The organism is Micromonospora sp. NBC_01412 (assembly GCF_045040215.1).
GTDB lineage: Bacteria > Actinomycetota > Actinomycetes > Mycobacteriales > Micromonosporaceae > Micromonospora > Micromonospora rubida.
Window position 1 is genome coordinate 7836362 of the sequence record NZ_CP109528.1, and the last position, 21943, is coordinate 7858304.

The following is a 21943-nucleotide window of genomic DNA, read 5'->3' on the forward strand; positions in this document are numbered from 1 at the left end:
TGTGCGTTCAAACCGAGCCGGAGAGGGTGTAACCGGCGAGCCCTCCGACCATCGCCCAGGTGAGCACGTGCCCGTACGCGGCGACGGCGAGCGCACCCACGGTGAGCAGCAGGAAGGGTGTGAGAGGATCACCGCCCCAGCGGCGTGCTGCCCGCACAGGTTCTGGCAGCGTTCGGGTCATACGGCGGCACCGGTCAGAGTCCGCCAGGAGTTGACCCCGATCACACCGTCGACCGTCAGCCCGTTCTGCCGCTGGAAGTCGCGCGTCGCGCCGTCGGTCCCCGCGCCGAAGACCCCGTCGACCACCAACACGTAGCCGCGCCTGTTCAGCTGGCGCTGCGCGGCGCGCACGGCGTGGCTGGTTACCCCGGAGCGGACCGTGGTCACGAGCGCCGGCCAGGTGGTCGCGTTGACGACACCGGTGGCCCCGATGCCGGCCGCCGCCTGGAAGCTCTTCACCTTCGCCTCGGTGTCGCTACCGAAGATCCCGTCGATTTCGGTCGCGTGGCCCCGAGCGGTCAGCAGGTGCTGCACGGTGTAGACATTCACTCCGGTGTTGGTCCGCTGGGTGGTGGGCCAGCTGACCGTGCCCAGGCATCCGCACTTGGTGTTCCAACGGCAGATCGACTTCACCCAGCCCGAGCTGGTCTTCTTGTATCCGTCGTGGCATCGGCGTTCGACCGAGCAGGCGCAGGCGCCGCATGCCCCCTGGTAGAGCCACAACCAGCCGTCGTACGTCCCGCCGTAGCACTGGTTCGGTCGCAGCATCCAGGTGACGCCGTCGTTCTTGTGGAATCCGATGTTCGTCCCGCTGGTGTTGCAGGAGTCGGCGAAGATCGTGCTCGGGCCGCACCCCGGCGAGCAGTTGTGATCGCTGGCGTACGTCGGGCACCCGGCATAGATCGTGTAACCGTCGGCGTATGCGCGGCGGGCTGCCGGAAACACGCTGAGCGCGGCCATCCCCACCGCGGTGCCCGCCCGGAGCAGGGTGCGTCGCGACAGCTCCCAGCCCCCGCGCTTGCGCCCGCCCGGATGAACCGGCACCCGCCGGACGGCGGGCCCGGTCCCCGGGTCGTCTCCACGCAGCCAGGGCACGGTATCGAGATCAGTCATGCCCGACCTCCCTGATTCGTGGCGACCGCCGGTCCGGAGCCGCCGGGTGGGCTGTCGATTTCGTCGAGCAGGCGGCGCAGCGCCGCGCGGGAGCCGAGCGGCTCGGCGCGGAGCACCCGCCCGGTCCGGTCGACAACGGTGGCGAACGGGGTGGCGAGGACGTCGTACCGCTCGAACAGCTCCGCCTGCCCGTCGAGCACGGTGATCGGCAGTCCCGCTGCCTGCGCCGAGGGGGCGTCCCGGTAGAGGACCCGGAACTCCAGGCCGGGGCGGTCGACGCAGCCGTTGGCCTCGGCGAGCACCTCGGTGCAGGTCCCGCAGTCGGGCTCCAGGAAGAGCAGCACCAACGGAACCTCCGGTGCCACCGGCGCCAACCGGGCGAATCCGGGGGCTGCTGCTCCCGGCCGCAGGCCGACCGACTCACGACGACGCTGGACTGTCCCGCTCGACAGCGCGTGCACCTGGCGTACCAGGCCCGAGACCGTGAGAGCCAGCAGGAGGATCGCGATCCAGCTCAGGATCAGTGCGCTGGTCTGGAAGCTCATCCGGGCAGGCCTCCCTCTGTCGTGCCGATGGACCGGGCGTTCGTGGGCCGCGCGGCTCGCGCCGTGGCCGGCTCGTACATCGCGGCGGGCAGATGCCACAGCAGCGCGGTGAACGTGGCGGAGGCCAGCAGCACGACGGCGAGTGCGGCGTCGGCTCGATCCGCCGGAATGATCGAGCCGGACAGGAACAGTGCGACCAGTGCCAGCCCGGCGAGGGTCGCCGCTCGTGCCACCACCCAACCGGTCATCGGCAGTTCCACCCGGGAGCACCCGCACGACCCGGTGCGCCCGGTCGACATCAGGTGCAGGCCGTAGCCGGCGTACAGGCCGAGCAGCGCGACGCCGCCGACGAGGACCGCGATGAGCAGGCCTGCACCGCTGTCGTGGAGCAGCGCCACGATGCCGGTGCCGGCGAGCAGACCTTCACTCGCGATGGCGAGAGCGGCGACCACGACCGGAGCCAGTAGCACCCGGTGTGCGGCCAGTGCCTCGGCGAGCGCCGCCGGTCGCGACAGGTGCTCGGCGGTGCTGACGAGCAGGGTGAACAGGACGGTGTACGCGGCCACGCTGCCCAGCAGTCCGGACATCCCGACCTACCCGGCCGTCCGGACGCGGAGCTGGTTCACCAGGGCGGGCACCTGCTCCACGTCCGTGTTGGCGAACGGCACCAGGCTGAGCCAGACGTCCGCCGCGGCCAGTACGAAGTAGGTCTGCCCGTCGGGGAGGACGTCCCGGAAGAGCTCGCCCGCCTGCGTCTGCAGGCCCCGCCAGGAGGGCAGTTGCCCAGCACGCTGCTTGGTGAGCGGTGCGATCTCCAGCAGACCGAGCCCGGGGACCTCCTTGAGCACGGTGGCCGGTGCGGCGAACTCGGCACCGGTCTTCGAGGTCGGGCGCAGGGTCAGGCCGTCGTCGTGCTCCGCGACGCGCAGGGTCCGCAGCGCCCCGAGCAGATCGATGGTCTTCGCGCCGTACATCTCGGTGAAGAAGCAGTGTCGCCGCCCCCGCCAGACCGCCACGAGCCGATCCTCGGTCAGCTGGATCTGCGGGTCGTAGGATCGGGTGCGCGCGGTCAGCAGCGTGCCGCCCTGGTAGGTGAGTTCCTCGTCGAACTTCTCGACGCCGAGCGCCCGGGCCACGTCGTCTGCGAGCCCGATCGAGCCAGCCGTGAACTCGTGCAGTCGGCCGCCGATCGTCACATCGGCCACGGACGTGAACGGTGCGCTGAGATCGAGTGACCCATCGAGCAGGAACCGACCTTCGTCGACTGCCCGATGTGTCACCGGCGCCCCTCTGGCTGCCATGCGACCGCCCTTCGTCCGGATCCGAAACTAATCACCGGCACGATATACGTATCTGTAAATATTCGACAAGGTCGGTTCGTCGCGTGCCTGGTCGCCACGGCCCCGAGTCACCGTCGTGCGTCACTGACCACGCCCGCCGGCCGGGCGAACGGGCCGCCCGCGCCTTGGCCGGCGGGCCGGGGGTGGCCGCCGGCCTGCTCGCCCCGGTCGACGACCCACTCCCCTCGTCGCCGGACGGACCGGCGTTGCCGGCGTGGCGGGCCTGGGTCCTCGACCCGGACTCGCCGACGACCACGGACGCGCTGGCGGCCACGGGCTCAGCGACCCCCACCCGAGCCGCGCCGGCGCCGAGAGAGCCGGCGACTCCCGCCAGAACATGGCCAGCGGGTGGGCGACAGCAGTTCCGACGTCGGGGACCGCGTGCCCGGCCGTCCCCAGCCGGGTCGGACCGGGCACGCGGTCAACGTGGCATCGTCACCAGGCCCAGACAGTCGGTTCACCGAGCTGATCGAAGCCGGCGCTGAGGCTCGGCGTGGCTTCGGTCCGCAGGATCCGACCGTCCCTGTCGAGGATCTTGATTTTGGTGACCTGGCGGGGATCGGCGCGGATCGCGCCCGCACCAGCTTCCAGTCGGCCGCTGGCGATCGTCCGCCCCTCGCCGTCGAGCAACTCGGCGCGAACCGCCGACTCCGGCCCGACGACCAGCACGCCACGCGTCGCACCTACCACCTGGACGGCTACCAGGTCAGGCTGCCCCATGGCGACGGAAATGTAGTCAACCGATGACGCGGACTCTGGCTGCCGCGGCGGATCGGCATCGGTCGCGAGTAGGGCGGCGCAGCCGCCGGCAGTGGAACAGGATCTCACCAGCACGGCCGCCGGCGCGCCGGGTACCCAGTCGGGCAACCGTCCGCCCCAGACCACCTGGGGCACCGGCCCGGTGAGCCCGTGGTTCTCGAGCATGCCTTGAAGTTCGTACACAGCGGTGGCGGCGAAAGCGGCGTCCACCTGGCCAAGAGCACCGGTGGTGGAAACCGACGGCGCGTTCTCCACCACCCCCCGTCCCAGCCCACCGCCCTCCGGCCCGGCGTACCGCACGACGCCATCGCAGGTGAACCGCCACCGTTCGGCCACCTGGCCCGCCCCCCGGACCACGAAACCGTCGCCGTTGACCGCTTGCCAGGTCCGGGTGACCGTTCCGTCCGGCCGGATCCGGCCATCGGCGGAGGTCTCGACGCGACAGCCGGCCGGTGCCAGCCCGACCGCGAGGTTGGCGACGTAGTGGCCGGCGATCGGAGATTGCCGGCCGAGGAAGACGTACGGTTCCAAGGGCTGCGGTTCGTCCGGGGTGCCGGTCTTCTTCAGCAGTTCCGGCACGGACGCTCCGGCATCACCGAGCCCATGTCGGAGCGACGCGTACGAGTCGTTCAGAAATGCCACCACCACCGTCCGGGCACCCGGTACGTCGTGTGCGAGCAGTACCTTCACCTCGTCCAGCGCCGGGTCGACCAGCAGTTGGGCGCGGGCCGCACGGTATTGCCGCTTGATGTCCGCGATCAGCGCCTCGTCGCCGGCGAGGTTGCCCCGGGTCGGCGAGTCCAACAACCGCCGCACCATCGGCTTGTCGATCCGGCTCGCCGGCTGGTAGGTCCCGATCGCGGGTGGGGGTGACGCCGCCGCGTCGGTGGCTGCCGGCGGGCCGGCCGCACCGAACACCGGCAGCGCCGCCACTGCCGCCAGGCCGACCACGCCAGCCACCGTCATGCGTCGCTGTCGGCGCCGCCGGACGCGGACCAGCAGCCGGTGATACGGGTCGGGGCGCGGCACCACCGGCTCGGCGAGCCGGGTCAACGCTTCCTTGATCTCATCCGCCATCGTTTGCACCTCTCCAGCTAGTCACGGCGGGCAACACGACCATCGGTGACCGGTCGCCCGGCAGCGGCACCGGCTCGTCCGGCAGTGGCGCTCGCTCGTCCGGTAGTGGCACCGGCTCGCCCGGCCGCGATGACCCCGCCGAGGAGGTCAGCAGCGCCGCGCGTAGCCGGCCGATCCCGCGGGACGCGAGACTCTTCACCGTGCCGACCGAGCAACCGAGCGTCTGGGCGGTCTGCGCCTCGGTGAGGTCATCCCAGTAGCGCAGCACCAGGACGGCCCGCGTCCGGGTCGGCAGACCGCGCAAGGCTTCACGCACCTCTTCGCGTACCACGACGTCCTCCGCCACGTCCCGGCTCCGGCCCCGATCGGCATGCAGCCGCCAGGCACCGGTCACGCCGGCCAGGAATTCCCGGGAACCGAACCGGTGCCACAGGCTGACCCGCTCGTTCACCATGATCCGGCGGATGTATGCCATCGGTTCGTCCACCTGCCGCCACCGGCGCATCGCCTGCATCAGCGCGTTCTGCACCAGATCTTCGGCCGCGTGCCGTGAACCCGTCAGCAGGTACGCGGTCCGCAGCAGATCCGCATACCGGATCTCGACGAACTCGCGGAAGCCATCATCCGTCACGTACACCCTCCAGCCCCACGTGGGCATCTTCGACGAGAAGATGACCCTGAGCTGGCGAAAAAGGTTGACCGCCGACGGGAACTGGCCCCGGAAGTGTTCTGACTTCCGTGTTTCACCCTCGGCGACACGCACCCCGTCGGCGCCTCGCTGGTCGTCGGCGACGGGATGTGGGCTTCGCCCAGCGATGCCGAGGTGGGCCAGCGACACGTGGTCGTCGAGTATCCGAGGTCGGGACGGCAGGCCCGTTATGCTGAGCCTTGTGGTGGCGGGCACGATCCTCAGGGACCGGTACAGGTTGGGTCGGTTCCCGCTGGCACACAAGGGAATGGGTGAGGTCTGGACAGCACAGGACACCCTGCTCGACCGACCTGTCATCGTGAAGTTCGTCGACGCCGTCATGCTGAACGTCGACCTGGTGCGGCGATTCCGACGTGAGGCGCTGCTGACCGCCCGGCTCGATCACCCCGGTGTGCCCGCCATCTACGACCTCGGTGAGCATGACGGCCGCCCCTACGCCGTCCTCCAGAAGATCAATGGAATCTCTCTCACCGACCTGGTGGCCGAGCAAGGTCCACTCCCGATCGGCTGGGTGGCCGCCATCGGGGCACAGATCAGCTGTGTCCTGCTCGCCGCTCGACAGATCGGCCTGGTGCACCGGGACATCAAACCGAGCAACGTCATGCTGGACACGTGCGGCGCAGTGAAGGTGCTCGACTTCGGTCTGGCTGACATGCCTGACGACGACCGCTACTCGCGGATCACCCAGACCGGACAGACCCTCGGCACGGTGGGTTACATGGCACCCGAACAGATCCTCGGCGGGCCCGTCGACCATCACACCGACCTGTACGGCCTGGGGGCCACGCTTTTCGATCTGCTCACCGCCCATCCGCCGTTCGACGGTGTCACCACCATGACCACCTTGCGGCACCAGTTGGACGATCCCCCTCCGCGCCCTACCCATATGCGACCGGAGACCCCGGCTGTGCTCGATGACCTGGTCCACGCGCTGTTGGCGATCCGCCCGCAGGACCGGCCAGCCACTGCGGCCGAGGTCTACGCCGTACTGGCTCCGCTCGCCCAGGACCTGGCACCGATCCCGGGGGTGCTTGACGACCCCGCCGGGGCTGTGCGGGCGTACGCCGCAATCGTCGGGCGGGTACCACAACGGTCGCACCTCCTGGTGACAGTGCCCCCCGAGCACGATCGTGCGTTGCGCCAGCTCAACGCGCTGCTTCAGGACCGGGTCCGAACGGACGGGCCCGAGCATGCTGCTGTGCTGGACCTACAGCGGGAGATCGAGCAACTCAGCAAGGAGCGACCCGCCCCACGGCAGTCCGTTCGATACGAGCCAAACTCGGATCGCTGAACCGCCGAGGTAAGAGCGCCGCCTTCTGCTCGGGAAAGCGGGCACCGCGATAGTGGAAGATCAGGGCACAGTTCTGCCCACGCGTCTCGGTCGTCAAGGCGCGCCGGGCCAGTGACGAGTACATGGCACTGTGTTTCAACCACGCCGCCTCCTCGCCGTGCCGGTCGAAGCCGCGGCCGCTTGCCGCATGCCCGAACACGTCGTGGACCGCACGGAACATGTCGTTCTCGCCGTCACCGAGATACGGGTGCGGGTTGCCATTGGCTGCACTGGCCCACACCTTCAGCCGACGTCGCCGCACGTCGTCGACCATGGACCCGACGTCCGCGTACGGGTCCTCGTCGACGATCCGCACTGCCACACCGAGGCCACCGAACTCAGCCCGGCCCACCAGGAAGTGGTACTGCCGCACGGTCTCCCGACAGAACGCGGCGTACGCGGCATAGGCCCGCTCGTCCCGGAGCGGCGCGGCCATGTACGCGTCCGCGATGGCAGCACCGACGACGGGGTCAAGGCGCACTCGCTCGTACGCCTCCGCAAGGGTGATGCCCGTGGAGCCGGCGCCATACTGCCGCGCACCGTCGTGCACGTACGTGACCGGCGGAAAGGTCGGGGACGGGGTGGTGGGCAGCGCGGATGCGAACAAGGATGTTCATGGTCCTCCTTCGATTGTCGGGATGAGAGGGTCCGGTCAGCGGGCGACGGCGCCCTCTCGCATGCCACCCGCCTCCGGGCCGTGGCTGGGCATCGTCTGCTGCTCGCGGCGCAGCGTCTCGCCGAGCACGCGGATCTCGGACGCTCGACGGTCCTGGTGCAGCTTTGCGATTTTTCCGACGATGGTGCTGTGCCCACGACGCGGCATGGGGCCCTCCAGGGGTAAGTCGTGAATCGAGCCATCGACAAGTTAGCGCCTGTGAACACGATGCACAATAGGTTTCGGCATGATAGCGTTCACGCGTGAAACAAGAGCCGAGCACAGCCCCCAGCGACGCCACTCTGACTGCCAGCGGCATCGCGCGGCTGGCCAACGTCGGCAGGGCCGCGGTGAGTAACTGGCGGCGCCGCTACGCCGACTTCCCGACACCCGTCGGCGGCACTGCGACAAGCCCGTCCTTTGGCGCACGCGAGGTGGAGAGTTGGCTCCGTCGCCACGGCCGGCTGCACGAGGCCGGCGCTGAGCAGTGGGCCTGGCGACACATCGAGAGCTACCAGCCCGCCGCGCAGATCAGTGACGCGCTCAGCATCGCCGGTGCCTACCTGCTCATCCGCTCCGATCGGGCCGAGGGCGCGGCCGACAGCCCGCCCACTCCACGAAGGCTCCTCACGCACCTGCGAACAATCGACCCTGACCTGGCCGAACTGGTCGACGACGTGCTGCCGAAGCACTGGACGCCGCAGCTCACCACCATGCTGGGCGCGGTCGACCAACTCAGCCGGGAACGGGACCCGGAAGCCGCCTTCGAGTACCTGCACAGCCAGTACGTCGCCTCGGCCCACTCGCTGTCCGGCCTCGCCGGCACGCCGGACAGCGTCGCCGAAGTGCTGCTGACCCTCGCCGGTTCCGGGGCCCGCACGTTCGACTTCACCAGCGGCACCGGATCAATCCTGCGGATGGCCGCAGACCGGGCACTACAGGGTGCCGCAGTCACACGGTGCTACGCACAGGAGATCAAGCCGCAGTACGCCCTGATCACGCTGCTGCGGCTCTGGTTCGTGCACCTGCGTGCCCGACGCACCGGGCACGCGGCGGAGCCGCCCGTCGTACACGTCGGCGACAGTCTGCTCGCCGATGCCACGCCCGATCTGCGGGCCGACGTCGTCGTGGCGAACTTCCCGTTCGGCATTCACGACTGGGGTCACGATCGCCTCGCCTACGACCCCCGCTGGACCTACGGCCTACCCCCGCGCACCGAGCCCGAACTCGCCTGGGTGCAGCACGCCTTGGCCCACCTCTCCCCCGGCGGCACCGCCGTTGTACTCATGCCCCCGGCTGCCGCGTTGCGTCCGGCCGGCCGCCGCGTCCGCGCCGAGCTGGTCCGCCACGGAGCGCTGCGCGCGGTCATCGCCCTCCCCGCCGGCCTGATGCCGCCGACCGGCATCGGGCTGCACGTCTGGGTGCTCACCCTGCCCGACCCACACCAGCCGCACGCCGGAGATCTGCTCCTGGTCGATACCAGTACCGCATCGACCGGCCGGACCATCGCCGACGTCGCTGGAACCGCATGGCGCGCCTACCTGTCCGATCACTACGCCGACGTGCCCGGCGTCCACCGCGCCGTACCCGCAATCGAAGTGCTCGATGACCAGGTCGACCTGACGCCGCAGCGCTACCTGCCACAAGCCGACGAACTCGCCACCAACCCGGCACAGATCATCGCCAGGATCAGCGACTTCGATCAACTCCTCGACCAGGTACGACGCAGCCTGCCCGCAGTTCGACAGATGCAGACAGCAGCGCTAGGAGCAGCCCCCCAGGCTGACATTGCCGACCTGATCCGGTCGGGCGGCATGTCCGTACGGCGCGCGGTTTCCCGCAGCCGATCAACCCACGCCCTCGCCAGCGGCCTGGTGCTGACTGCCGCCGACATCCTGGCCGGCGCCCCGGCAACCGGCTCCGCGGCCCGCGCCCCCGAGGACAGCCCTGGGCCGCAAGTACAAGCCGGCGACATCCTCATCCCGGTCATCGGCCGCAAGATCAGCGCCCGCGTGGCCACCTCGGAGCAGGTCGGAGCCGAACTGGGAACCGGCGTCCAGTTGCTACGCGTCGACCCGACCCGTTTCGATCCGTGGTTCGTCGCCGGTGTCATCTCCCGCACGGACAACCTGCGTGTCGCCGGCCGAGCCTCCAGCACCGGCAGCGGCGCCCTGCGCATCGACATCAGGCGACTCGCTATCCCCGTGCTGCCGCTGGACCAGCAGCAAGCGTATGGACAGGCCTTCTGCCGGCTCGTCGAGTTTCGCATCGGACTTGACCGGGCGGCAGCGAACGGGGCCGTGCTGGCCCGCGAGATCGGCGACGGCCTGACCGCGGGCGCCCTCGGCCTCCCGTCCTGATCAGACCATCTTGAGGGCGAGCTGTTGTCACCTCGGCGTCGCCGCCGCCGGGTGTAGGAGCTGATGACCGTCGAACACCGGCATCCGGCTGAACCGACGCATATTGCCCCTCACTCGCGTGGTGCCCGGCCCCGCGGTTCGGGCGGGCGTCGGGATCAATGCTTGCGGGTCAGCGCACACAGCCCGCACGCGGACGCCTCCGGAAGGTAGCGCGGTAGCGAGACATCGGGAACACTGTGGACGTCGGCAGCCCACCCGACGGACGTCAGCCGGACACTGCCCGGGCTCGCCGGCGCGATCGTCGCGGTCGCGGTCGCCCAATCCGTCCGAATCCGTTGTGGCCCTTGCGCCAGCGAGTCGGTACGGCCGGGCTCGCGACGTTGTCGACACCGTCGCAGAGAGGGCTCCCACCACATGATGAACGGACACCGGGCGAGGACGGATGGCTCGGCGTCGCGAGGCCACGGCACTCGCGCCTACGTTGCCGCCGCAGCCGGTTCGGCCGTTCCCACCACCGAGAGGATCACCGCATGATGCGCAAATCGTCAGCCTGTCTCGCCACGATGCTCATCCTCGCCGCACTGATGGTCGCCGGCCCCAGCCGCGCCACCCCGGCGACCGCGGCGACCAAGCCGGTGATCAACGGCGCTGTGTTCAACGACCCGGTCGGTACGCCGGAGCAGCAGAGCGCCATCTTCACGCAGATCATCGCGCTGGTGAACGCGACGCCCTCCGGCGAGGAGATCCGGGTGTCCGTGTTCGGCTTCAGCGATGCGGCCGTGGCCGACGCGCTCAACGCTGCCGCGCACCGCGGCGTGCGGGTGAAGGTGATCCTCGACGACTCGTCGTATCTCGACGACAACGGCAAGCCCAAGGACAGCCCCGCCTGGAACACGCTGAGCAATCCGACTACCGGGCTCGGCACAAATGACACGAAGCCGTCGTGGGTGGTGGTCTGCGACGACCAGTTCGAGGACAACGACGGCGTCGACGACGTCAGTCGCGGCTGCATCGCCACCGCGCCGCCTGGCCCGGCGTACAACCACAACAAGTTCTTCCTGTTTTCCAAGGTCGGCCCGTTCGGCGACGGCACCACGTACCAGAAGGTGGTGCTCCAGACCTCGTCCAACCTCACCGACTGGTACAAGGTGGAGACGTTCAACGACGCAGTGACCTTCACCGACGCGACGGTCTACGACGCGTACGCGAAATACCACGAGGACCAGCGGCGGCTGCGGTACTCCAGCACCGGCGACAACGGCTACTACCGCAGCACCCCGACCGGCACCACATACCGCGCCTACTTCTTCCCGCGTGCCGACTCCTCGTACAACGACCCCACCAGCGACACCGTCGTCAACGCGCTGGACGAAGTCACGTGCGCCTACACCGGTGCCGACGGAAAGAGGCACCAGACCGACATCCGCATCCTGGTGCTGGACTTCCTCAAGTCACGCAAGCAGGTCGCGACCAAGCTCGCCGCGCTGCGCGCCGAGGGGTGCTGGATCGATGTCATCTACGCGGAGAGCGACACGACCATCGAGGGCATGCTGGACGGTGCCGGCATCCAACGGCTGCATTGCATGGTCAACGTGGCGCCGGGCATCGACATCCGTCCGCACAACAAGTTCATGCTGATCGACGGCGACTACAACGGCGACATCACCCCGCGCGTGTACACCGGCAGCCCGAACCTGGACGGCTCGTCGCTGCGCTCGTCGGACCAGGCGCTGCTGCGCATCACCAGCGCCTCGTACCACGCCAGCTACCTGAGCTTCTTCTACAAAGTGCGCAGCCTCTGCCGCACCGGTGTGAGTGGGACTCTCTCGGCGAGGTCCTGAGTCGCCAGCGCCGTTGACCACGCGCGGTCCGGATCCCTCAACGTCCGACGGTGCTCGACCGGGCAACCCGCCGTGTCGCAGCTATCGTTCCGCATTGCCCCCACGGCTCATCGGAGCGACAGGAACCGCGAACCGGGCGGTCAGCTCCCGCTTGAGGACCTTGCCGCTGGGCCCGAGCGGCATGGCGTCGGTGAGCACCACGAGCCGGGGGTACTTGTAGCCGGCCATCCGCTCGCGGCACCAGGCCACGATCGCGCCGGGCAGCGTCTCGTCCTGCTCGGTTCCGGGGCGCGGCACGATCACCGCGCAGACCTCCTCGCCGAGGGTGTCGTGCGGGACGCCGATCACCGCGACCTGGGCCACGGCGGGGTGCCGCGCCAGAGTCTCCTCCAGCTCGCGGGGGTAGACGTTGTAGCCGCCGCGGATCACCATGTCCTTCTTGCGGTCCACGATGCGCAGGTAGCCGTCGTCGTCCCGGACGCCCAGATCGCCGGATCGAAACCAGCCGTCCACGATGGCCTCAACCGTAGCCTCGGGTCGGTTGAGGTAGCCGGCCATCACGTTGTGACCACGAATGACGATCTCGCCGACCTCGCCGGCGGGCAGCAGCTCGACGCGGTCGTCCAGGTCGGCCCGGGCGATCGCGACCTCGACGCCCCAGATCGGCCGGCCGACGGTGCCGGGCCGTCGCGGCCATGCCTTCTGGTTGTACGCGACCACGGGAGACGTCTCGGTGAGCCCGTAGCCCTCGTAGATCGGGCAGCCGAACCGCTCCTCGAAGCTCTCCAGCACCGCGACGGGCAGCGCCGCGCCGCCGGAGTAGGCCCGGTCCAGCCGCCGCCGCGGCGCGTCGTGCTCGGTGGCGGCGAGCAGGGCGAGATACATGGTGGGCACACCCATCAGCACCGTGCAGCCGTGCCGGGCCATCAGCTCCACCGCCCGCGCCGCCTCGAAGCGCTCCATCAGCACCATCGTCGCGCCGGCCCGGAAGGTCGTGTTCATGCCGCAGATCTGTCCGAACGTGTGAAACAGCGGGAGGCAGCCGAGCAGCACGTCGTCACCATCCATCGCGAACGGCGACTCCATGCCCAGCTCGACGTTCAGGAAGACATTGAGGTGAGTGAGCATCGCGCCCTTGGGTTGTCCGGTGGTCCCCGAGGTGTAGAGGATCAGCGCGATGTCGGACGGCGAGCGGGGCACCAGGTCGTCGATCGGCTCGGCCCCGGCCGCCAGCTCGCCGGTGACCGTGAGGACCGGCGTACCGGTGGACGCGGCGGCCGTACCGCCGCCGGCGTCGCGCAGCTCCGCGGTGCAGATCAGCGCGGCCGCCGCGGAGTCCTCCAGGATGTACGCGATCTCGCCGGTACGCAGCGTCGTCGGCATCGGCACGACCGTCGCGCCCAGCGCGAGCGCCCCGAAGTACGCCTTCGGGAAGTGCGGGGAGTTCGGCAGCAGCAGCGCCACCCGGTCGCCGGGCCCGATGCCGTGTCGGCGTAGCACGGCGGCGTGGTGGCGGGCGCCGGCCCACAGCTCGCGGTAGGTCAGCGTGGTCGAGGTGGTCACGAGTGCGGGATGGTCCGGTCGTCGCAGGGCCGATTCGGCGAGGACGGCGGCGAGGGAGAGGGACATGGTTGCTCAGACGCTCGCTTCCGCAACCAGCCGGGCCTTGTCGGGCTTGCCGATCCCCGTCAGGGGAAGGGCGGCCCGGAGGTGGATCCGCTCGGGCATGTGCTTGCCGGAGAGCCGTGTTCCGATGTGCTCGCGCAGTTCGTCCTCGCTAAGCCTCGGGTGCCCGTCGTGCGGTGCCACGGCGGCGTGCAGGTGCTCCAGGCGGTCGCGGTCCACGACCGCGAAGACAGCGGCCTGGGCGACGCCCGGGTGCGTCATCAGGGCCTGCTCGACCGCGGCCGGGTAGATCTTGATGCCGTTGGCCTTGATCACCTCGGCCCGTCGGCCGCAGATGGTGAGGTAGCCGCGTTCGTCGAGGAAGCCCAGGTCGCCGGTGTACAGCCAGCCGTCGCGCATGGTCCGGGCGGTCAGCTCCGGATCGGACACGTACCGGGTCATCATGAACGGGGATCGCACGACGATCTCCCCGACCACGCCGACCGGCAGATCGCGCCCGTCGGCCTCAGCACGGATGCGTACCTCGGCGAACAGCGGCCGCCCGGCCGTGCCCAGCAGCGCCGGGTCGAAGTGCTCGAACGGGGTCAGCATGCTGATGGCCGCGGCCTCGCTGGTGCCGTACACCTGCATGAGCACCGGCCCGAACCGCTCTGCGGCCAGGGCCAGTCGGTCCGGCGAGGACGGCGCCCCGGTGTAGCAGAGCATCGTGATGCTCGACAGGTCGGCGTTGTCCGCCGCCGGGTGGTCCAGCAGCAGGTAGAGCTGCGACGGCGAGACGAGCAGGCGGGTCACCTGGTGCTGCTGCACGGCATCGAGCACGGCCCCCGCGTCGAAGCCGTCGTGCAGGATCACCGAGCCGCCCGAGGCGAGCGAGTCGTCGGCCGCCTGTCCGCTGGAGTGGCTCATCGGCAGGGTCGCGAGGTAGGTCGCGCGCCAGGCCTGCTGGAGCCCTGCCGTGATGAAGCCGCGGCGGGTGCGGAAGCTGACCGCGATGCCCTTCGGCTTGCCGGTGGTGCCGCTGGTGTACGTGATCACGGCGTCGGCGTCCGGGGAGACCGGCACGGTGGACTCGTCGAAGGCCGGGTCGCCCCGGGTCAGGTCGACGACGTCGAGGCCGAGCCGGCCGAGCGCGGTCAACTGCACCGGGCGGGGGACATCGTCGCGGATCCCACGGGCCCGGGCGAGGTTCACCGCGTCGATCGCGAGCACCGTCATGCGGGTCTCCTCGACGATGCGGCGGGTCGCGTCGGCGGTGAGCCGGTCGTTCGGGTCGACGGCGTTGGTGGTGTGCAGATGCACCACGGTGGCGCCGACGAGGTTCGCCGCGTAACGCAGGATCAGCGTCTCCGGGGTGTTGGTTTCGGTGAGGATGCCGACCACCGGCGTCACCCCCGAGCCCACGCCCAGCCGCCGTCGCAGCACCGCGGCGGCCGAGCGGACCGCATCGGTGAACTGCTCTGCGGTGAGCGTGACGTCCCGCCGGGTGAGCACGACCTTCCCGGGTTCCGTGCCGAGGACCTGAAGGATGCGGCTGACATACGTGTCGTTCGCGGGCATGGCGGGTTCGTCCCCTCGGGTGGCGGAATTGCGGCGAGCATAGCGTGCCGACAATGTGCGGCAAAGCATCGAGGCGCACATATCGCGATCAATCAAGAGCAGCCATCGAGGCGCTATCGATACGAGATCCGATCCTGCCACAATGGGCTCTCCGGAACGCCCTGACCCCTCCACGGAGCGCGTTCGGAGTGCCCGCTTGACGAGCCACGGCAACATCAGAAAAGCGCCGCGGGAACGGGCTCGCGGCGTGTCGTCGCGAATTCAGAGGAAGTGGGTCGACGCCTTGCCGCATTACTTCGACGCCCTGCGACAGCTGCGCGACGACCTTGAGACCGCCGGAAACAGACGCGAGTTCCTCGAGGTCGGGCGGTTGGCGGGGAGATTCCCGGCTGCCCTGAGCAACTGCGACGGTGTGCCCGCCGACATCAGCGTGTGGTGCAGCAACGACTACCTGGGCATGGGGCAGCACCCTGGGGTCCTGGCCGCGATGCGGGACACCCTGACCGAATCCGGTGCGGGCGCTGGCGGCTCGCGCAACATCGCCGGGACGAACGCCTGGCACGTCCGGCTGGAGCGGGAGCTCGCCGAGTTGCACGGCAAGGCCGACGCCCTGCTGTTCAGCTCGGGCTACGCCGCCAACGAGGGCTCGCTGTCCGTACTGGCCGGACGGATCGAGGGCTGTGTCGTCTTCTCCGACGAGAGGAACCACGCCTCGATCATCGACGGGCTGCGGCACAGCGGCGCCGAGAAGCGGATCTTCCGGCACAACGACGCGGCGCACCTCGAGGAGCTGATCGTGGCCGCCGATCCGGCCCGGCCGAAAATGATCGTCACGGAGTCGGTGTACTCCATGGACGGTGACATCGCGCCGCTCGCCCAGATCGCCGCCATCGCGAGGCGCTACGGCGCCATGACCTTCCTCGACGAGGTCCACGCGGTCGGCATGTACGGACCACAGGGCGCCGGCATCGCGGCGGACCTGGGCATCGCCGACGAGTTCACCGTCGTCATGGGCACCCTGGCCAAGGCCTTCGGCACTACGGGCGGCTACATCGCCGGGCCGGCCGACCTCATCGACGTGGTCCGCGGGCTCGCCCGCTCGTTCATCTTCACCACCGCCCTGCCGCCCGCGCTGGCTGCCGGCGCCCTCGCCGCGGTCCGGCACCTGCGCGGCTCGGACGAGGAACGCACCAGGCTGCGCGCGAACGCGACCCTGATGCACCGGCTGCTCCACGCGCGTCGGATCCCGTTCCTCTCCGACCAGTCGCACATCATCTCGGTCCTGGTCGGTGACGACGCCGCCAGCCGCCGGATCTCGGACCTCCTGCTGGAGCGGCACGGCATCTACGTCCAGGCCATCAACGCGCCCAGCGTGCCGCAGGGCCGGGAGATCCTGCGGGTCGCACCCGGTGCCGTGCACTCCACCGACGGTGTGCACGGCTTCGTCGAGGCGCTCGACTCGATCTGGCGGGAGCTGGACCAGCGGCGCTCCCCCGCGTCCCGGGCCACGGCCTCGGCGACGCCCTGACCCGGCACGACGCCGGCACGACCCGACCCGACCCGACCGGAAGGACGATCGTGGCTGATCGGATCGACGTCAACCCCCGCCTCGCCGAGTACGTCCGGGAGGTGTCCCTGCGCGAGGATGACATCCTGCGCGAGCTCCGCGAGGAGACCGCGATGCTGCCCGGTGGCGTCGCCATGCAGGTGCCCGCCGAGGAGGGCCAGTTCCTCGCCCTGCTCGCCGCCCTCGTCGGCGCACGCTCGGTCCTGGAGATCGGGACGTTCACCGGCTACAGCACGCTCTGCCTGGCCCGGGCGCTGCCCACGGACGGCCGCCTGGTCACCTGCGACATCACCGACCGGTGGTCGTCGATCGGCGCCGGCTACTGGGCCCGGGCCGGGATACTGGACCGCATCGACCTGCGGGTCGGTGACGCGCGGGAAACTCTCGCGAAGCTGCGGACCGAGGAGGGGCCGGACGGCTTCGACCTGGCCTTCATCGACGCGGACAAGACCGGCTACCCGGAGTACTACGAGCTGAGCCTCCAGCTGGTGCGGCCGGGCGGGCTGATCGTCGTGGACAACACGCTGTTCTTCGGCCGGGTCGTCGATCCCGCGGCCCGGGACCCTGACACCGAGGCCATCCGCGAACTCAACGCCCGGCTGCACAACGACGAACGGGTGGACGTCAGCATGCTCGCCGTGGCCGACGGCATCACGCTCCTGCGTCGGCGGGCCTGACCGGCGGCCGCAGGTGGGCGCCGGTCAGGTCGCGTCAGGTCGCATCAGATGCGGTACTCGGCGAGCGCCACGGCTCCCGCGATCCATCGCTGCGGCTGGCAGGAATAGCAGCTGGGCTTGGGGATGGTCCGGCGGTACTGGGTGAGCCTCTCCACCGCCGCGATGTAGTACCCCGACAGCTCTTCCCGGTACATCCGCTCACGGGCGTGCACCCAGAACAGCCACGGCATCTGGTAGCAACCACCGTCCTCAGCCCGCAGGAGGTGCGCGTCCACGAGATCGTCCAGCAGCTCCTCGGCACGCTCCGGGGTGCATTCCAGCAGGGCGCCCACCACCGGTGGCCGGATGCAACGAGGGGGGATCATGCCGAGCCGGCGCAGGACCAGGCGCAGATCCATGCCGTTCCGGCCGTGGGCGGCCAGGTCGTCGTACGCCCGGTCCAGGGCCGTCCGCACGGCCAGCTCGCCGAACTGGAGCTCGTCGAGAATCCGCTGCGGGTCCGCCAGCCGGCGCGCGAGGGCGTCGAGTTTGCGCCGCGTACGGTGCGCCAGCCGCAGCCGCAGCCCCGCGACGCGCAGGGCCAGGGGCATCCCGGAGCACGCGCGCACGATCCAGCGGACAGCCTCGGGTGCCGCGTCGGTCTGTTCCCGCCCGATGATGCCGGCGAGCAGCCCGAGCGACTCGTCGTCGTCGAGGACGGCCAGCTGGATCGTGCGGAACCAGTCCGCGTCGACGAGGTGGGACCGGCTGCTGACCAGGACCCTGCTGTCGCCGCTGCCGGGCATCAGCGGACCCACCTGGGATCCGGACGTGACGTCGTCGAGTACGACCAGCACCCGACGCCGCGCGATGGCGGAGCGGTAGAAGGCGAGCCGGTCGGCGCCCCCGATCGGGACGGAGTGTTCCGGCACCCCGAGCCCGACGAGGAACCTGCCGGCGACGTCGGCGGGGTCGGCCGGGCGGCCGTGGTTGTCCTTGAGGCTGGCGTAGAGCTGCCCGTCCGGGAAGTCACCACGCGCGGCGTGCGCGGCGCGCAGCAGCAGACTGGTCTTGCCGACGCCGGGCCCGCCGGTGATGACGGCGACCGGCGCGGGCGAGGCGGGCGAGGTGAGCAGTGCCGCGAGTTCCCGGGTCTCCGGGTCCCGGCCGGTGAAGTCGTGCACCGCGGGCGGAAGCTGCGCCGGCAGCGGCATTTCCACCTCCTCCGGCACGGCGGGCTCGTCGCGGACGGGATACGGTCCGCCCCGCACGGCCACCACAGGGGCCGACCCGGCCTCCGCGCGCAGGATCCGACCCTGGATCTCCCGCAGGTCGCTGCCGGGCTCCATGCCGAATTCTCCGATCAGATCCGCGCGGGTGCGCCGGTACAGCTCGAGAGCCTCGGGCTGCTGGCCCGCACGGGCGAGAGCCAGCATGAGCCGCCCGACGAACGCCTCGTTGAACGGTTGCTCGCAGACGATCTGCCGCAGCTCGGGCAGCAGCTCGGCATGCCGCTGCAGGGACAGCTGCATGTCCATCCGCCAGCCCAGCGCCTGCAACCGCAACTCCCGCAGTTGGACACCCTCGGAATCCCTCAGGCGCGGCGACGGCACGTCCAGGAAGGGGTCGTTGCGCCACAGACCGAGACCCTGGTCGAGCTCCGCCACGGCACCGGGCAGGTCGTCCCGCTCCACGAGCCGCTTCGCCGCCCGCCGGTGCGCGTGGAACCGGCCGAGATCCGTCTCGTCCTCGGCGGCCTGGAGGAGGTAGCCGGGGGCGCGGGTGAGGATCCGCTCCGCCCCGGCCTTACCGAGGACCTGCCGCAGCCGCATGACATAGGTCCGGACGGTGGCCGCCGCGCTGGGCGGCAGCGGGTTTTCCCACACGAACCTCGCTATGCGGTCGACCGGCACCACCTTGTTCGGAGACAGCAACAGTGTCGTCAACACCACCCGCTGCCGGGGGGCCGAAATCGTCACCTCGCTGTCGTCGGAGCGGACTACCAACGGGCCGAGAAAGAGAAACTCCACTATCTGCTCACTTCAGCCGAGCGTTTCCCCGACAGCGACAACCCACCCCCGTGTTCTCCTCCGTTTTACACGTTAGTACGGCTACACATGCAACGATGAAGTTAAATTCCATTGGCAATATCGAGCGCCCGGTACACGGCCGGCCGGCGCGGCGGCGCCGGATAACGCATTGACGTGCGAAAACATCGAATACTCATTGCACCGGCGCCCACCGCGCCGGCTTGCCGAGGATCTCGGTATTGCTCAGCGAGCCGGGGCCACCCCGGCGAGGTCGGGCGCGTCGAGCCGCACGGTGGACGAACCGGCCCACTCGGCGGGCACGAGATGCAGACGCTGGACCCCGTCGGCGCCGGGGGCGGCGAGCACGTCCCGGCAGTCACAGGCTTCCTCGTCGAAGCCGGCGAACCGGTAGGCGACCTCCATCATCCGGTTCCGGTCCGTGGGCCGGAAGTCGGCGAGGAAATGGACGCCCGCCCGCGCCGCCTGGCCCGCCAGCCAGGCGATCAGGGTGGAACCGGCGCCGAACGAGACCACCCGGCATGACGTCGCGAGCAGCCGCAGGTGCCAGACGTCCGGGTGCTTCTGGACGAGGATGACGCCGACGGCGCCGTGCGGTCCGAACCGGTCGGTGAGCGAGGCCACCAGCACCTCGTGGCCCGGGTCCCGGAGCAGCCCGCGCAGCGTCTCGTCCGAGTAGTGCACGCCCGTCGCGTTCATCTGGCTGGTCCGCAGCGTCAGCTCCTCGACGCGCGACAGCTCCTGCGCGGTCGCCCGCCCGATTCGCATCACCAGCTCCAGTGAGCGCAGGAAGTCCTCGTCGGGGCCGAAGAATCCGGCCCGCTCGGCGTCCCGCTGAAACCCGGCCTGGTACATCTCCCTGCGCCGACGCGAGTCGACCGTGCGCACCGGCGGGGAGAACTCCGCCAGCCCGGTCAGCGTCAGCGCCGTCTCGGCCGGATAGCACCGCACCTGCGGCAGGTGGTACGCGACCTCGGCGCGCTCGGCCGGCTGGTCGTCGATGAACGCGACCGTGTCAAGCGCGAAGTTCAGCGTTTCCGCGATCCGGCGTACCGCGTCGGACTTGCGGCCCCAGCCGATCTCGGGCAGCACGAAGTACTCCGCGACGCCGAGCGCTTCCAGCCGCGCCCACGCCAGGTCGTGGTCGTTTCGGCTGCTGACCGACTGCAGGATGCCCCGCGCGTCCAGCTCGACGATGACCGCCCGCAGCTCGTCGGCGAGCGTCACCTCACCGGACTCCAGCAGGATGCCCTGCCACAGCGTGTTGTCGAGGTCCCACACCAGGCACTTCACGATGGTCGGCGCCCCCGGCGCCGTGTCCTCGCTCAACGTCCTCCCCCTCCCTCGCCGGTCAGCACGTGATCGGCCAGCAGCAGCTGGCACATCTCGTTGCTGCCCTCGATGATCTCCATGCACTTGGCGTCCCGGTACGCCCGCGCCACCGCGTGCCCGTCCCGGGCGCCGGCCGATGCCAGGACCTGCACCGCGACGGCGGCCCCCCGCGCCGCGTTCGTGGCGCTCGTGTGCTTGGCCAGGACGGTGGCGACCACCTGGTCCGGCGAGCCCTCGTCCCAGCAGCGGCTGGCGTGCTCACAGGCCCGGGTGGCCGCCTGCTCGGCGACCAGTAGCTCGGCCAGGTGCCGTGCGACGAGCTGGTGCCCGCCGAGCGTCCGGCCGAACTGCTCCCGGGTGCGCGCGTGCTTCCCTGCGGCGTGCAGGCACGCGCGGAGGATGCCGACGCAGCCCCAGGCCACCGACATCCGGCCATACGCGAGCGCGGTGGTGACCAGCAGCGGCAGGAACTGGCCGCCGCCGCCGAGCAGGCACGCGGCTGGCAGGCGTACCCCGGTCATCCGCAGGTCCCCGTGCCCGGCGGCCCGGCAGCCCAGCGGGTCGGCGATCCGCTCGATCTCGACGCCGGGGGCGTCGGCCGGCACCACGACGGCGCCGGCACCGCCGTCGTCCAGCATCCCGAACACGACGACGAAGTCGGCGTAGACGGCCGCCGTCGACCAGGTCTTGCGACCGTCGACCACGACCGAGTCGCCGTCCCGGTGGATCCGGGTGGCGATGGCGGACAGGTCACTACCGGCCTGGGGCTCGCTGAACGCGACCGCGGCCAGTTCCCCACCCGTGAGCCGCCCCAGCAGGTCCGCCCGCTGGTCCTCGTCACCCAGCCGCTCGATCGTCCAGGCCGCCATGCCCTGGGAGGTCATGACGCTGCGCAGCGACGAGCAGAGGCTGCCGACATGCGCGGTGAACTCGCCGTCCCGGGCGCTGGTCCAGCCCAGGCCGCCGTAGGCGGCGGGAACGCCGGGACTGAGGTAGCCGCCGGCACCCAGCTTGGTCAGCAGCTCCCGGGGCAGCCGGCCGGCCCGGTCCCAGGCCTCCGCTTGGTCCCCGACGAGGCCGGTGAGCAGGGAACGGGCCGCGGCGAGCGGGTCACTCACCGGCGCTCCCGCCACGCAGGCGCCGCACCAGCGCGACCATGTTGCCGACGGTCCGGAAGTTGTCGAGGCGCAGGTCCGCGCCGCGGATGGAGATTCCGAAGGCCGTCTCCAGATGGACCACCAGCTGCATGGCGAACAGCGAGGAGAGCCCGCCCCCGGCGAACAGGTCCACATCCGGCTCCCAGGTTCGCTTGGTCTGGGCCGCCAGGAACGCGAGGAGATCCTTCTCCACCGCGCCGCCGTCGACGGTCGCGTCCGGGTCGGTGTTCGTCGTGTCCATCAGTGTCTCCAGAGGGTTGTCGTGACGCTG

General features: G+C 70.3%; 20 protein-coding genes. 5 read left to right on the forward strand and 15 right to left on the reverse strand.

Going from position 1 to position 21943, the window contains the following annotated elements; translation table 11 throughout:
* Window positions 1-7: 7 nt before the first annotated feature.
* The 7 genes from OG617_RS33770 to OG617_RS33800 form a co-directional block, all read right to left on the reverse strand.
* Window positions 8-157, reverse strand: coding sequence for a hypothetical protein (locus tag OG617_RS33770; RefSeq protein ID WP_405097189.1), 150 nt, complete (start codon window positions 155-157; stop codon window positions 8-10).
* A gap of 20 nt (window positions 158-177) precedes the next feature.
* Window positions 178-1113 carry a peptidoglycan-binding protein gene (locus tag OG617_RS33775; RefSeq protein ID WP_405097191.1) on the reverse strand — a complete coding sequence of 312 codons (936 nt, stop codon included), beginning with the start codon at window positions 1111-1113 and terminating at the stop codon, window positions 178-180.
* Window positions 1110-1658, reverse strand: coding sequence for a hypothetical protein (locus OG617_RS33780; RefSeq protein ID WP_405097193.1), 549 nt, complete (start codon window positions 1656-1658; stop codon window positions 1110-1112). The genes OG617_RS33775 and OG617_RS33780 overlap by 4 nt, the downstream gene beginning before the upstream one ends.
* Complete coding sequence (locus OG617_RS33785) at window positions 1655-2245, reverse strand: MauE/DoxX family redox-associated membrane protein (protein WP_405097195.1); 591 nt, start codon at window positions 2243-2245, stop codon at window positions 1655-1657. Before OG617_RS33785 ends, OG617_RS33780 begins: the two co-directional genes overlap by 4 nt.
* Before the next feature lie 6 nt (window positions 2246-2251).
* Window positions 2252-2863, reverse strand: coding sequence for a hypothetical protein (locus OG617_RS33790; RefSeq protein ID WP_405097197.1), 612 nt, complete (start codon window positions 2861-2863; stop codon window positions 2252-2254).
* 570 nt (window positions 2864-3433) lie between these two features.
* The gene (locus OG617_RS33795; protein WP_405097199.1) at window positions 3434-4834 is read right to left on the reverse strand and encodes a hypothetical protein; all 1401 of its coding nucleotides are present in this window, start codon (window positions 4832-4834) and stop codon (window positions 3434-3436) included.
* Complete coding sequence (locus OG617_RS33800) at window positions 4824-5672, reverse strand: SigE family RNA polymerase sigma factor (protein ID WP_405097201.1); 849 nt, start codon at window positions 5670-5672, stop codon at window positions 4824-4826. The genes OG617_RS33795 and OG617_RS33800 overlap by 11 nt, the downstream gene beginning before the upstream one ends.
* A gap of 55 nt (window positions 5673-5727) precedes the next feature.
* Between OG617_RS33800 and OG617_RS33805 the strand changes: the two genes are divergently transcribed.
* Complete coding sequence (locus tag OG617_RS33805) at window positions 5728-6834, forward strand: serine/threonine-protein kinase (protein WP_405097203.1); 1107 nt, start codon at window positions 5728-5730, stop codon at window positions 6832-6834.
* Here the strand turns inward: OG617_RS33805 and OG617_RS33810 are convergent.
* On the reverse strand, window positions 6773-7480 hold the full coding sequence (locus OG617_RS33810; RefSeq protein ID WP_405097205.1) for a hypothetical protein: 708 nt from the start codon (window positions 7478-7480) through the stop codon (window positions 6773-6775). The two genes, OG617_RS33805 and OG617_RS33810, sit on opposite strands and share 62 nt — an antisense overlap.
* 45 nt (window positions 7481-7525) lie before the next feature.
* Complete coding sequence (locus OG617_RS33815) at window positions 7526-7696, reverse strand: hypothetical protein (RefSeq protein ID WP_405097207.1); 171 nt, start codon at window positions 7694-7696, stop codon at window positions 7526-7528.
* Window positions 7697-7791: 95 nt separating this feature from the next.
* Between OG617_RS33815 and OG617_RS33820 the strand changes: the two genes are divergently transcribed.
* Window positions 7792-9888 carry a class I SAM-dependent DNA methyltransferase gene (locus tag OG617_RS33820; RefSeq protein WP_405097209.1) on the forward strand — a complete coding sequence of 699 codons (2097 nt, stop codon included), beginning with the start codon at window positions 7792-7794 and terminating at the stop codon, window positions 9886-9888.
* Window positions 9889-10421: 533 nt separating this feature from the next.
* Window positions 10422-11729 (forward strand): phospholipase D-like domain-containing protein, encoded by a 1308-nt coding sequence (locus tag OG617_RS33825; protein WP_405097211.1) that lies wholly within the window; start codon window positions 10422-10424, stop codon window positions 11727-11729.
* Between the two features lie 81 nt (window positions 11730-11810).
* Here OG617_RS33825 and OG617_RS33830 read toward each other — a convergent pair whose 3' ends face one another.
* Both OG617_RS33830 and OG617_RS33835 read right to left on the reverse strand, forming a co-directional pair.
* Window positions 11811-13358 (reverse strand): long-chain-fatty-acid--CoA ligase, encoded by a 1548-nt coding sequence (locus OG617_RS33830; protein WP_405097213.1) that lies wholly within the window; start codon window positions 13356-13358, stop codon window positions 11811-11813.
* 6 nt (window positions 13359-13364) lie between these two features.
* A complete protein-coding gene (locus OG617_RS33835) occupies window positions 13365-14912 on the reverse strand; it encodes a class I adenylate-forming enzyme family protein (protein ID WP_405097215.1) in 1548 nt (515 codons plus the stop codon).
* Between the two features lie 283 nt (window positions 14913-15195).
* On the opposite strand from OG617_RS33835, the gene hemA reads away from it, so the two are divergent.
* A complete protein-coding gene (gene hemA / locus OG617_RS33840; protein WP_405097217.1) occupies window positions 15196-16440 on the forward strand; it encodes a 5-aminolevulinate synthase in 1245 nt (414 codons plus the stop codon).
* Between the two features lie 50 nt (window positions 16441-16490).
* Window positions 16491-17156 (forward strand): O-methyltransferase, encoded by a 666-nt coding sequence (locus tag OG617_RS33845; protein ID WP_405097219.1) that lies wholly within the window; start codon window positions 16491-16493, stop codon window positions 17154-17156.
* A 44-nt stretch (window positions 17157-17200) separates the two neighbouring features.
* Here the strand turns inward: OG617_RS33845 and OG617_RS33850 are convergent, their stop codons facing one another.
* The 4 genes from OG617_RS33850 to OG617_RS33865 all read right to left on the reverse strand — a co-directional run bounded on the left by OG617_RS33850 (window position 17201) and on the right by OG617_RS33865 (window position 21913).
* Entirely contained in the window at window positions 17201-19165 is a 1965-nt protein-coding gene (locus tag OG617_RS33850) for a BTAD domain-containing putative transcriptional regulator (RefSeq protein WP_405097221.1), read from the reverse strand.
* 243 nt (window positions 19166-19408) lie between these two features.
* Entirely contained in the window at window positions 19409-20512 is a 1104-nt protein-coding gene (locus OG617_RS33855) for an HAD-IIIC family phosphatase (RefSeq protein WP_405097223.1), read from the reverse strand.
* The gene (locus OG617_RS33860; protein WP_405097225.1) at window positions 20509-21633 is read right to left on the reverse strand and encodes an acyl-CoA dehydrogenase family protein; all 1125 of its coding nucleotides are present in this window, start codon (window positions 21631-21633) and stop codon (window positions 20509-20511) included. Before OG617_RS33860 ends, OG617_RS33855 begins: the two co-directional genes overlap by 4 nt.
* Window positions 21626-21913, reverse strand: coding sequence for an acyl carrier protein (locus OG617_RS33865; RefSeq protein WP_405097227.1), 288 nt, complete (start codon window positions 21911-21913; stop codon window positions 21626-21628). The genes OG617_RS33860 and OG617_RS33865 overlap by 8 nt, the downstream gene beginning before the upstream one ends.
* Between the last annotated feature and the right edge of the window lie 30 nt (window positions 21914-21943).